Here is a 12578-nt window from a genome sequence, read left to right as displayed (position 1 = left end):
GGAAGGTGGGGCCCCCTCTGGGGATAAGGGGTAATGGGGATTGGGGAAGGTGGGGCCCCCTCTGGGGATAAGGGGTAATGGGGATTGGGTAATGAGGATGCAGACCTCAAGCAAATCTTAAAAAAATTTCTTTCCCAGTATCCAGTACTCAGTAAAGAGTCCTGGAAAACTAATTCTTCTCCAACTTGCTGGGTGCAACCTGTTGAATTAAGAAATAACCATTGCCTGATTGGATGCCGATTTTTTTGAATGAATTGTCCCCAACTAAGCAGAATTGGGGTGACGATAAAAATTCCCGAAACATTAGAAATCCACCAGGTTAACCAGACTGTCCCATAAGCTGGCCAGGGAACTTTACCACTCAGCGCCAAGCAAGCCACTCCCACAGTTGCATTGATCATTGGCCCCACCATGCCAGTTAAGATCAAAAATTTGAATACATCAGGAACACGTTCTAAGGGATGGTGGAGGTTGGTAGTTTTCCGCAGCAGGAAGCTACCCAAGAGAGTCCCTAGAGTTGTACCGATCGCAATTCCCAAAACTGGCAGCGTGGAAATCACCAAGGATAAGAAACTTGTGGGATCTCGGAATGCCCAGAAGTTGGCGAGAAATGAACCAAGCAAAACACCGTACCCGATCCAGCTACCAAACAACAGAACAGCCCCGGCAGCAATTCCATCCGGCGGCCAAACTGGAGTCACATTCTGAGGTGTAGAGGCAAGATGCCGCGAAATTTCAGCCATTCCATAGTAGGCGATCGCCAAAACAACACTGCCTCCAATTTGCCATAGCGGATGAGGGAATATAGAGGATTTTTGTTGAATCATCTTTTTAGTGGCTGCTTGATATCAACGTTGCTTTTACATAGAGTGCCCTTTTCACTTAAGGTTGCAACAGAAAGCAGCCATAAAAGTGGTTTAAAAATAACTGGCTCTCTTAACCGTGGTGGAAAAGCTGTCCGCAGTCTCCTAGATTAGAAATCATATTTCTATCATCAGCAATTGTCTATCATCTATGACTCAAGCCATACCCAACCTAGTTACCTTTGAGGAGTTCATCGAGTGGCTACCCGAAAATCGACGAGTATGCTACGAACTGCATAACCGAGATGTTGTTGAAATGGCGCAACCAGTGGGGAAACACGAGGAAATAAAAGGATTTTTAGGTATTGCAATTGCTGTTGAAATCGAACGTCTAGGATTACCCTACTTCATATCCAACCAAGCTATTGTTAGACCTCCTGAAAAAGATTCTGGCTACTTTCCAGATGTGTTGGTGCTAAACCGTGCAAATCTAGAAAACGAAAAATTATGGAAAAAATAATCTACCGTTAGTTTGGGTGCATCGATACCTTTGGTAATTAAGGTTGTATCAACTAACTAGCGAGACGATTACTATTTAAAATATGCTGATTCTGAGGAAATGGGTATCCCGGAATATTGGATTGTCGATTATGCTGCCTTGGGTGGGCGTAATTTTATCAGTAATCCCAAACAACCGACAATCTCTGTCTGTAATTTAGTTGATGGGGAATATCAGATCGGTAAATTTCGAGAAAGCGATTGCATTGTTTCTGAAAGTTTCCCCGAATTGAATCTTACCCCAAACCAGATTTTTCAAGCTGCTTTAAATTCGTAATTCCTAATTACCGAATACTGATCGATCTCTAGTTAATTCCCCCCATTTCTGGAGGGAATATGTTGTCATCAAACTAACTAGATACTGAATTAGCCGTTTCTGAAGCCTTCTCGGCTGGTGGAAAGCCACCCATACGAATTTCAGAAGTGAAAGAAGTGATACTAAATCCTCCAAAACTCTTGAGGACATTTACCCGCATTCGTAAATTGGGGCTAGCAAACCACAAGCGTTCCTCTGACGATATATTTTCATCCTCTGTACTTAGGATCAAAGCACCGTCACTGTCAATTTTATAGCGTCCGGCAACTGGAGTTTTATTGGCATCAGCTATTTCTCGCAGTAACTTACCTTGGGTGGGATTATCCGCATTAGGTACGGAAACTAACACAGTTGAACCACTATGTTTCACTTGATCCTTTTCTGTTGTGCCGTTCCAAGTAATTTTGGTAGCAGAGGAAGCATAACTGGGATTAATTTCATACTTTTGACACAGTTTGATCGCTTCTGGATGATCTAATGCCAGCGTCTCAATGATGATGTCTGACTTGCTATGTTCCGATTGGTTAAAAGCCAAATGTTGACTAGTACGATGAGAAAACCATTTACCAGCACTTAGCTGAAAAAACTCTTCAATATTCATGAATGAAATTACCCTGCATCAAAATGCTAAAATTCCCACTTAATTATTATTAAAAGGTAGCAGGAGGTTTTAATATTAAGCTTGATTGCCTATTTCCTCAAGCTTTTTGAGGCCAATTCTGGCTGCCTCAGCAACGTTGAAATGATTGTCTTTTTCCAGATATTTTAAAGCTGAGACACTTTTGGAAGTAGGAAGATTGCCCAAAGCTTCTGCCAAACGCTGCCTGACTAACCAATCATCTGATTGAGCGAAGCGCAGGATCTTATCTACAGACTCGATGTCTTTAATTTCTCCCAGTGCAGAGATTGCAGCTTGCTGCAACACTACTTCTTTACTATCTAATGCCTGAAGAAGAATTTGACGGGCACGAGGGTCTTTAATATTACCTAAAGAAACAGCCGCACTGAAGCGTACTAGCCAATCAGTATCTTCATAGAATGCCCGTGATAGCACCTCAAAGGCTCTAGCATCACCCAAATATCCTAAAGCACCGGCGGCATCTGCACGCATACCATAATCTGGATCATTTTCAAGAATTTTTACCAAAATTGAATAACATTCTGGTGTGGGCTTGATTCCAAGGGCAAATATTGCCATCGATCGCAGTTGCAAAGATTCGTCGTCTAGTACCTTTTTAATCAAAGGGACTGCATCTTCAGGGGGAACATTACGCAGATTAGCAAGAGCTACCATGCGATCGCGTAAATTCGGACTTTCTAACTGAGTAGAAATTTCTTGTAAGCTTAGAGCTGCCATTTAGTTCAAAGCGTTTTCTTTACTTATCTTAATTTACCCGATCCGTTCATCAGGCTGTCGCCTAGTTAAGTAGGAGTTTGGCGACTTTACAAAATGCCTCAATTATGAGTGAACTGGGGATTGGGGGCTAGGGATTGGGGACTAGGGACTGGGGACTAGGTATTGGGAAGATTTGAATGAGGATTCAGACCCAAAGTAAATCTTAAAAAAATTTCTTCTCAGTACCCACGACTTGACCATATCACCCAAGCATTGGATGAGGCGATCGCATCTGGCAAAATTAGTTGAAACTGCCTAACAAAGGCGTTAATCCACCAAGCTAATTGTTACTGCGTAGGCGTAGCCCATCGTAGACATCGCAAAAAATATTTCTAAATAATTGTAATAATATTTAACATAGTCTAGGTTGTGTAATTTAGATTAACTCTCGCAGAGAAATTATCTCAGAGTGAGTAGAATGACAAATACAACGAGGCAAGTCTTTTACGGATTAGTTACCCTAGAACTGTAGACTACGTTTTCAGTCTTGAGTTACTTCTGTATTTTGCCTCTGAGGCATACGAATATAGACCACACTAAATCCTTCATTAAGACTCCCACAAATCATAATGTCTGTGATTGAGAAGAAAAGAACTCGCGATCTGCCCCAGATTAATGAACGAATTCGCTTCCCAAAAATTCGGGTCATTGACACTGACGGTGCCCAGTTGGGAATTATGCCCCCACAGGAAGCAATACGTCTAGCCGAAGAAAAAGAGTTAGATTTAGTGCTAATCAGCGATAAAGCTGACCCGCCAGTTTGTCGGATTATGGACTATGGCAAATACAAGTTTGAGCAGGAAAAAAAGGCACGGGAAGCCCGGAAAAAGCAACACACCGCTGATGTCAAAGAAGTTAAGATGCGCTACAAAATAGAAGAACACGACTACAATGTGCGTGTTAAACAAGCAGAGCGCTTTTTGAAAGATGGTGATAAAGTCAAAGCGACTGTGATGTTCCGGGGTCGAGAAATTCAACACAGCGATCTAGCAGAAGATTTGCTCAAGCGAATGGCAACTGATTTGGAGCCTTTTGGTGAACTTCAACAAGTGCCAAAAAAAGAAGGGCGAAACATGATGATGCTCATCTCGCCCAAAAAATAATTTTCTAACTGTTTAATAGACCAAGTTTGGAAATCCCCTGGCTATAGAGTCAAGGGATTTTGTCATTTTCTGTTTGGGGAACTCCAAGAAATAAATGATCCAATATTGTGAGGTGGGCATCTTGCCCGCCCCACAAGAGTAATTGATATTTTTTGATTTTGAAGTCTCTTGACGGCGATTTATCGCATCTTTAGCGCTCTAAAATTTTCATCAAAAAACCTTAACCGAACCGTATTGGGTTTCATTCTTCAACCCAACCTACCCCGGAGTGCTTTTTTAGGTAAAACCTACGCAGTATAAAGGGAGCTAAAACAATTTAAATTTATCTCAAATCGATAGTCCTGAAGGCTGAGTGGGAAACATAATACTCAGTCGCTCAGGACTTTTGCTATTTCCAGGAGATGGGGTAGAAATCAATTCAAAATGACGCTCGCAGACTCGCTAACGCTGCGCTAACAAAATTCAAAGACTCCTGCCCCTACGCTGCGCTATTCTGCCTCCTGAAACGGTGATACTACCAGAAACTAAAAACTGCATGGAACTGAAAAATTACTGGTTGGCTGCAAATAAAAGTGTTCTAACACGATTACTACAGTGGGTGAATCTCCGGCCAGAGGAGAGCGAACGAACTCAGCTAATGTTTCTTTTTTACACAACCGTATGTGTAGGATTACGGTGGGCAGAGGACAGTACTGTGGCGCTGTTTTTGGATGAATATGGGACTCATCTACTGCCGTGGATGTATATTGCTAGTGCCGTGATGAGTGCTGGACTAGTTTTTTTATACTCTTGTCTGCAAAAGATGTTTCCCTTACGTCGGGTGATTGTGGCGATCGCACCCTGCATGTTAGTGCCATTAGTTTTACTAATTGTATTACGTTGGGGATCTCATTTTTCCTACCTGGCAATTATTTCGGTATTTCTGCTGCGGCTGTGGGTAGATGCACTTTATGTAGTTAACGACCTCAACATCTCTATTGTCGCCAACCAACTATTTAACATTCGGGAGATTAAGCGTACTTATCCATTGGTGAGTAGTGGTCTGTTGGTCGCAGATGTAATCAGTGGCTTTAGTTTGCCTTGGCTAGTACAATACACCACGCTAAATAGGATTGTCCTCATCTCCTGTATAGTGATTTTATTCGGATCGGGGATTTTATACTATTTAACTCATCACTATCGAGCAGCTTTTCCTGAAACCCCACAAAGACTAATTCCTGAAGAACAAGCTTCACGTCAGCGTTTCATTAAAAGTCCACTGAAACGGTATGTTTGGCAGTTGTTTGCCTTTGTTGGTCTGTTGCAAGTCATTGGGTTGTTAATAGACTTTCAGTATTTGCGCGAACTCCAATCCAATTTGGACGACCGAGAACTCGCCAGTTTCTTGGGTTTGTTTGGTGGGACGTTGGGACTGTGTGAGTTGTTGTTGCAGTGGTTTATTTCTAGCCGACTCATCGAACGAATGGGGGTATTTTTCACTGCTACGCTTTTACCAATTACCGTTGGTTTGTCACTACCTGGTGTGCTGATATTGCTGCATTTAATTCCAGCCATCCAATCGCAAAGCTTTTTTTGGGGTTTAGTAATTGTTAAATTCTTTGATGAACTTCTGCGCTACACCTTTGTGATGAGTAGTGGCCCCATCCTGTACCAACCGATTCCAGAGGGAATACGCAGCCGGATGCAGACTTTATCTGGTGGAACCGCTGAAGCGATCGCCACAGGTTTGACAGGTGCGCTAATTTTTGCAACTCTATTATTTTGTGGACGGTTTGTACCCGTATCACTGCAAAAATGGGTGTTGGTTGCAGAAACAATGCTGATTACTGGCACTTGTTTAACAGTAGTTTGGGAATTGCGATCGCGCTACGTTGAACTGTTAGTCTTGAGTGTGGCGCGGGGTCACTTAAGTGCAACCAATATGGGCTTACGATTCTTCAAGCAGGGAGTAATCAAAGCTTTGGCAGAAAAAGGCAGCGAGGCTGATAAACGCTCTTGCATTGAACTTTTAGCCCAAATGGATTCCCTTGGATCTGCCGAAATTTTAGCACCTCTACTAGTCAAGTTAACCCCAGATTTGCAACGCCAAAGTTTGGAGGTGATGCTGATGGGAGGTGCAAATCCGGCTTATTTGGCCGACATTCGTCCTTTATTAGAACAAACTCAAGAAACTAGCCCCGAAGTTTTTGCTTTAGCGCTACGCTACGTTTGGTTGGCTGAACCAAATCCCAATTTAGGCCTCTTAGAAGAATACCTGAACCCCCGGCAAAACTCACTCATCCGCGCCACCGCCGCCGCTTTAGTCTTACGCCAGGGAACGGCTATGCAAAAGGTAGTTGCTACCCAAACCATGCGCCGGATGCTGACTCATAAGCAAGAACGCGAACGGATAAATGGAGTTAGAGCGCTGAGAGAAGCAGTTTATTTACAAGCGTTGCGGATTCACATCCCGAATTTATTACAAGATGAATCATTACGGGTGCGTTGTGCTGTCTTGGAAATGATTGCAGCAACCCATTTAGAAGAGTACTATTCGGCACTGATTGCAGCACTTTATTACAAATCAACCCGCAGTACAGCAATGTCAGCCTTAACGCGACTAGAAAATGAAGCTTTAGAAATGTTGCTGCGGTTAGCTACAAATATTTACAAACCAGAAGTAGTGCGGATGTATGCTTGGCGCACCATTGCTCAAGTCGGCACTCAAGAAGCTTTGGATACTTTATGGGAAAACTTGGAGACATCCTGGGGTACTACGAGAGATCATATTCTTCGCAGCTTACTAAAAATACACAAACAACCAGGAATTAAAGGTTTAGTAGATCGATTTTATGAAAGTCGGGTAGAAAATTTAATTAAGCAGGAATTAAAATTTTTAGGTGAAATTTACGCCGCATACATTGACTTCCAAACAGTAGACCAAAAAGAAAATTATCAATCTGGTGAGAGGATTGTGATTGTCTCTGAGTTACTGCAACGCGCCCTTTTAGAATTGGAATTGGATGTCAAAGAGCGGGTGCTACTGTTATTGAAACTGCTTTACTCGCCAGAAAAGATGCAGGCAGCATCTTTCAATCTGCGATCGCCCTCAGTGGTAAACTTAGCGCGGGGGTTAGAAATCTTAGAGCATACGGTAACTTTGTCTTCAAAGTCTTTATTGCTGAATATTTTAGATAACCGACCCCAGTCAGAAAAATTGCAACATCTGATAGAAGCCAAGGTTGTCGAATATGAGAATATGGTAGTTAGCGATCGCCTCCACAGATTGCTGATGTTGGGTAACTTCCTTTCTGACTGGTGTATAGCTTGCTGTTTTCATTATGCTCAAGTTACACGCATCCGACTCACCAGTTCTGAAATATTAGTCAGTTTGCGTCACCCAACTGGCTTTGTTAGAGAAGCTGCGATCGCATACTTAAATATGGTTTCACATCGCGTTCTCCTACAAATCCTCCCCCAGTTACAGAAAGATACACATCCTTTGGTAGCCACTCAAGTTAAAGAGTTGCTTGAAAAATACCAATTCAAAAATTACAATTTTAAAGGACTGGATAATCAGAGAAACTAAGAATTCAGAATTCAGGAGCCAGAATAGTTAAAGAATAAAGATAACAGTCATTGAGCATAGAGCATTGGTAAGCAAAAAAATTGTAAATTGGGGAGCCAGCCACCGCGTTCATTGGTGTCAACTTAACGTGAAACCGCTCGTCCGCCGGGAATTTCAATTCCCGCCTTATAGCTAAAGTCATCTGAAGATGACTAAATATCGCCAAAAATCTCCAGTCTACTGAAGTAGACTTTAGCTAAAAGCCAAAGAAATTTATTTCAAGGCGGGTAAGGAAGCTAACAGATAAGCCATTTTTAGCTTAAGTTGACACCAATGCACTGCGTTGCGCGGGTTCTCCGCGTTGTAGCAAGTGGCGTTGAAGCCTTTGCCAAAGCCAACATCCTGATATCTGTTGGCTTGCGCTCCGCTCCACCCAACCTACGTCTAAGAAGGTTCTTTTGTGGACTCTTCGGGAATCCCCGTCGCTTTAGCGCGGGTAAGCTTAAAAGCTATAGCTTCATTCCTTGTTAGCCTAAAGAGTGAAGTGAAGGAGTATTAAGAATATTCATGTACGTACTAATTGGTGGAGCAGGCTTAGTGGGCTTAAGTTTGGCGCAAAAGCTGGTAGAGCTAGGACATACTGTTGCTGTAATTGATATTGATCCTATCGCTTGCCGCTACGCCCGCGAACAAGTGGGAGCAATGGCTTTTGAAGGCAGTGCTGTGAGTACAGAAGTATTGTTAGAAGCGGGGATTCGCAAAGCCGGTTCCTTGGCAGCAGTTCTGAGAAGTGATGCCTTAAACTTGGCAATGGTAACTCTTGCGAAACACTACGGTGTCACCCATATTTTGAGTCGGATGCGCCACCCCGATTTTGCCGAACCGCTTCGGATAGCTGGAGCCAATCATATCGTCAGTACTGTTGAATTATCAGTTTCAACAATGGTAAATGCCATTGAGTATCCGCAAGTGGAATCAATGATGCATTTTGAGCAGGGACAGATTGAGGTTCTGAAACTTTCTATCCCAAACAATTGCTATGTTGCTGGTCGTAGCGTTGCCGAAATTGCTCAGGATTCCCAATTTCCTACTGGTTCGCTAATTATTGGCTATCAATCCCATCCTCACGAAGATTTGATGATTCCTAACGGCAGTACAATACTGGAACCTCATTCAACTGTGCTGATTGTGACTAAACCAGGAAGTTTACATCAAGTTATTGATTTTATTGAACAAAGATGTTGAGCGCAACCCCTACCTAAAATCTTTATTAGGTGGGGTTAGCTACATATATATAAAATAATTGGTGTAAATAGTTTTGATGAAGCAGTATCTACATATTTATTTAGCGATCGCTGTTATGATTCTTGCATCTTGTGAATCAACACCTAAGTCACAACCCAATGCCATTCCAGCAACCCCATTGCAAAAAACAGTGACGCTGGATAAGAATTTTAAGATAGTAAGCGGTCAAACTGTTTATGTTCCGGTCTACTCTCATATCTATCATCACAATCGGCAGGAGATTTTCGAGTTAGCAGTTACGCTGAGTATTCGGAATACAGATTTAACTAAGCCGATTGTTATTACTTCTGTGCGCTACTATAACTCAGAAGGTAAATTAGTTAAACAATATTTGGAGCGCCCTATTCAACTTGATGCGCTAGCTTCGACAGATTTTTTTATCAATAGAAATGATACCAGTGGAGGTTTAGGCGCAAACTTTATTGTCGAGTGGGTAGCCCAAACAGAAATATCTGAACCGATAGTGGAGGCAGTCATGATTGGTACTGACTTTCAACAAGGAATTTCTTTTATCAGTCCTGGTAGGGTAATTAAAAGTCAAAATAACGAGAAGCGATCGCCTTTAAAATAATTCGTAATCAAGTTTTCTCGTTTCTATTCCTCATTCCCATGCGGAGCATGGGAATGCATTCATTGAGTCTCTGACTCAATATCTGATGGGAAAAAGCAAGGGAGCAGGAGCAAGGGAGAAGAGTTTTCCCCTCCGCCCCCCGCCCCTCTGCCTCTTTTCAATGCACAATGCCCCAATATTAATCATCCTCTAGTTTCAACAATTGTTCATCAAGAGTTTGTATCCGCCCGCGCACAATTTCTTCTGAGAGAATTCGCTTCCGCATTGCCTCATTAAGCGCTCCTTTTTCTGCCAAGAGTAAACGTCGGCGAATGGCTTCAAGCTTACTGCTCTTGCCACTTCTACCTTCCACCTCGTCAGGACGACGATTATATAGTTCCCGTAGCGTCTTTTCTGCACCGGCAATTCGCACCTGGTAAGCTGAACGCATCTCTTCATAAACGGCTTTTGGTAACACCCCTGATTTCAACAGACTATCTAATTCATCTTGTGCTGCCTTACCCGTGATCAACTGGGCTTGTAATTCTTCAACCTGTTGTTGAATTTCCGAAAATTTAGTTAACTTTAAGCGTTTTACCACCCAAGGTAAACTTAAACCCTGTCCCACTAAGGACACTAGCACACAACCGAAGACTATAGCTATCAAAACTTCTCGCCCTGGCAGTGTTGTAGGTAAGCTCAACGCCAGAGCCATTGACAGTGAACCTTTGATGTTGCCTAAAAATAGTAAATGTTGCCAGCGTAGCGGAATTGGGCGGTCAATCCAATGAATCCCTGCTAGCAACGGATACACCGTAAGAACTCGCCCGACTTGATAAGCCAAAACTGCAAGTAGAATTGCAGGTAAAGTTTTCCAGAGCGTTACCAAGTTTATTTCTACACCAATCAACAGAAAAATAAAGGTGTTGACAGTAAAACTGGCATATTCCCAGAAACTCAACAAGGTGATGCGGCTAGAAGCAGAAGTATTGCGAGAAAGTCCTAGATTCCCGAAAATTAATCCAGCGACAACTACAGCCACGGGGCCTGATACACCAAGAAATTGCCCAGCCTGAAAAGTTCCTAATGCAACTGCGACTGTCAGTAAAAGACTGCTAAGAGCATCATCTAAACGGGCGAATATAGGTATACTCAAGTAGCCTAAAACTAACCCGACAACGCACCCTCCTAGAGAGATAAATAGCAGTTTTTGGATTCCCTCTACAAATGTGAGTGAGCCTGTTGAATATACTTGCACAACCAGGTTGAAGGAAACTAGGGCAGCAGCATCGTTAAATAAAGTTTCTCCTTCAACGATGGTGGAAAGGCGCGAAGGTACTGGTATATCCTTAAAGACGGCAATCATGGAAACTGTATCAGTGTTTGCCAGCATTACTCCGACAAACAACGCAGGTATCCAATCCAGTCCCAGCCCAAATTTTAACAGGACAGCAATAATACCACTGGAAAGCAAAGCCCCAGGCCCAGCTAGTAGGGCAATTGGTTTAAAGGTGCTGCGTAGGCGGCTGACATCAGTATTAATACCAGCTTCAAAGATGAGAATTGGCAGGAAAAGATCCAAAACTAGGGTTGGACTTAAACCAATCCGACGAGATAATAGCTCAGTAATTGGCAAACCTGCTAATACTAAACCCGTAACATAAGGGATTCGCAGCCGCCGGGAGAGCATAGCTACACCTGTAGCAACAAGTAAGAGAATAATTAAAACTTTGACTAATTCTGTAACATCCACTATTACGTTTTGGAAAATTAATTTGACTTGACTGATAGATTCTCCCCTCATTCATGCCAAATTAGCAACTTTAGGATGTGGATTCGGAACTGAATGGGGCAGTACCTCGCTAACGTAGCTGTGCAATCCCAGCAGTTAACCGAGAGTAAGGGCGATCGCTACTGCTAATATAAAAATTTGTAGATAACTCTAGACAATCTTTCCTCTAACCCTCAGTATTAACATCAAACAGCGATCGCCTTAATCTTTTTTAAGACTTCCCAATCCCCATTACCCCTTATCCCCAGAGGGGGCCCCACCTTCCCCAGTCTATCGACATTCAAAAATATCGGTGAGCGCGATGCCAAAAATCATCCTACATCAATGGGAAGTTTCTCCCTTTTGTAACAAGGTTCGTAAGATTCTTAAGCACAAGCATCTCGCTTATTCTGTTGTCAACTATAACGGTCTGTTGGCGGTGGCAGCTTCCCGATTGTCATCTGTGGGCAAGCTTCCCGTGATTGAATACGATGGTGAGAAGATTCAAGACAGCTCGGAAATTGCAGAATTTTTGGAAGCCCGACATCCAGAACATCCACTTTACCCAGCAGATAGTAAAGATTTAGCACAAGCCTATTTGTGGGAAGACTGGGCAGATGAATCATTGTACTGGTTTGAAGTATATTTTCGCTTCCGCTATCCAGATGCTCTCCAGCTAGCGACCAGCTTACTATGTAAAGGACGATCAAAGTTTGAGCAAGTAATTTTTGCTCCTCTGGCTCGCTACACCTACGAAAAGCAATTGAATGCTCAAGGAATTGGTCGCATCGACAAGAACCGCGTTGAAAAAAAGTTTTTCAACCATCTCGGCAACCTTGATACTATCCTCAGTCAGCAAGATTGGTTAGTGGGAAGCCATCAGAGCATAGCGGATTTAGCTGTCGCTGCACAAATAGATGAGATACTTCGCACTAGTCCGCTCAAAGAGCGGATATTATCATATTCTCATGTTAAAGATTGGTTTGAACGCATCCAATCGTAATTTTGCGGGTTGCTTTTCCAGACTCAATACGGTTCGGTTAAGGTTTTTTGATGAAAATTGTGGAGCGCAAAGATCCGATAAATCATTGTAGAGACGGCGATTCATCGCGTCTCTTGTCTGAACAGAACAGTAAGGATTTTAATTCCACTGGAGTGGATTGGGCCATTAGCTTTGCAATTGATTGCAAGGCGGGATATGGGTTTAATTATGTATGATATATTTCCGA

The 12578-nt window shown here is 42.7% G+C and carries 9 protein-coding genes and 1 pseudogene; 6 read left to right on the top strand and 4 right to left on the bottom strand.

The window, feature by feature from the left end; all coding sequences use genetic code 11:
- Positions 1–827, bottom strand: an 827-nt coding sequence (locus HWQ39_RS28600) for an MASE1 domain-containing protein (RefSeq protein ID WP_292852968.1), incomplete at its 3' end; no start/stop codon positions are given.
- 187 nt (positions 828–1014) lie between these two features.
- Between HWQ39_RS28600 and HWQ39_RS28595 the strand changes: the two are divergent.
- Positions 1015–1638: pseudogene (locus HWQ39_RS28595) on the top strand (Uma2 family endonuclease).
- A gap of 73 nt (positions 1639–1711) precedes the next feature.
- Here HWQ39_RS28595 and HWQ39_RS28590 read toward each other — a convergent pair.
- Together HWQ39_RS28590 and HWQ39_RS28585 are read right to left on the bottom strand one after the other, a co-directional pair.
- Positions 1712–2278, bottom strand: coding sequence for a phycobiliprotein lyase (locus HWQ39_RS28590; RefSeq protein ID WP_292852965.1), 567 nt, complete (start codon positions 2276–2278; stop codon positions 1712–1714).
- A 75-nt stretch (positions 2279–2353) separates the two neighbouring features.
- Entirely contained in the window at positions 2354–3034 is a 681-nt protein-coding gene (locus HWQ39_RS28585) for a HEAT repeat domain-containing protein (protein ID WP_292852961.1), read from the bottom strand.
- Positions 3035–3642: 608 nt separating this feature from the next.
- Here HWQ39_RS28585 and infC point away from each other — a divergent pair.
- The 4 genes from infC to HWQ39_RS28565 all read left to right on the top strand — a co-directional run bounded on the left by infC (position 3643) and on the right by HWQ39_RS28565 (position 9599).
- Positions 3643–4176 (top strand): translation initiation factor IF-3, encoded by a 534-nt coding sequence (gene infC, locus HWQ39_RS28580; RefSeq protein ID WP_292852958.1) that lies wholly within the window; start codon positions 3643–3645, stop codon positions 4174–4176.
- Between the two features lie 535 nt (positions 4177–4711).
- Positions 4712–7744: an MFS transporter gene (locus tag HWQ39_RS28575; RefSeq protein WP_292852955.1), complete on the top strand. Its 3033-nt coding sequence runs from the start codon at positions 4712–4714 to the stop codon at positions 7742–7744.
- A gap of 546 nt (positions 7745–8290) precedes the next feature.
- The gene (locus tag HWQ39_RS28570) at positions 8291–8968 is read left to right on the top strand and encodes a TrkA family potassium uptake protein (protein ID WP_292852952.1); all 678 of its coding nucleotides are present in this window, start codon (positions 8291–8293) and stop codon (positions 8966–8968) included.
- A gap of 76 nt (positions 8969–9044) precedes the next feature.
- On the top strand, positions 9045–9599 hold the full coding sequence (locus HWQ39_RS28565; RefSeq protein WP_292852949.1) for a DUF3124 domain-containing protein: 555 nt from the start codon (positions 9045–9047) through the stop codon (positions 9597–9599).
- A 178-nt stretch (positions 9600–9777) separates the two neighbouring features.
- On the opposite strand, the gene HWQ39_RS28560 is transcribed toward HWQ39_RS28565, so the two are convergent.
- Positions 9778–11331: a cation:proton antiporter gene (locus HWQ39_RS28560; protein WP_292852946.1), complete on the bottom strand. Its 1554-nt coding sequence runs from the start codon at positions 11329–11331 to the stop codon at positions 9778–9780.
- Positions 11332–11671: 340 nt separating this feature from the next.
- On the opposite strand from HWQ39_RS28560, the gene HWQ39_RS28555 reads away from it, so the two are divergent.
- Positions 11672–12352: a glutathione S-transferase family protein gene (locus tag HWQ39_RS28555; protein WP_292852943.1), complete on the top strand. Its 681-nt coding sequence runs from the start codon at positions 11672–11674 to the stop codon at positions 12350–12352.
- Positions 12353–12578: the final 226 nt, after the last annotated feature.

Source organism: Nostoc sp. NMS8 (assembly GCF_017115045.1).
In the GTDB taxonomy this organism is placed as follows: domain Bacteria; phylum Cyanobacteriota; class Cyanobacteriia; order Cyanobacteriales; family Nostocaceae; genus Nostoc.
This window is presented reverse-complemented; position numbering and strand designations above follow the sequence as displayed.

Coding starts and splice junctions, on each gene's coding strand:
- HWQ39_RS28590 (WP_292852965.1), bottom strand. CDS start 2,278: ATGAATATTGAAGAGTTTTTTCAGCTAAGTGCTGGTAAATGGTTTTCT.
- HWQ39_RS28585 (WP_292852961.1), bottom strand. CDS start 3,034: ATGGCAGCTCTAAGCTTACAAGAAATTTCTACTCAGTTAGAAAGTCCG.
- infC (WP_292852958.1), top strand. CDS start 3,643: ATGTCTGTGATTGAGAAGAAAAGAACTCGCGATCTGCCCCAGATTAAT.
- HWQ39_RS28575 (WP_292852955.1), top strand. CDS start 4,712: ATGGAACTGAAAAATTACTGGTTGGCTGCAAATAAAAGTGTTCTAACA.
- HWQ39_RS28570 (WP_292852952.1), top strand. CDS start 8,291: ATGTACGTACTAATTGGTGGAGCAGGCTTAGTGGGCTTAAGTTTGGCG.
- HWQ39_RS28565 (WP_292852949.1), top strand. CDS start 9,045: ATGAAGCAGTATCTACATATTTATTTAGCGATCGCTGTTATGATTCTT.
- HWQ39_RS28555 (WP_292852943.1), top strand. CDS start 11,672: ATGCCAAAAATCATCCTACATCAATGGGAAGTTTCTCCCTTTTGTAAC.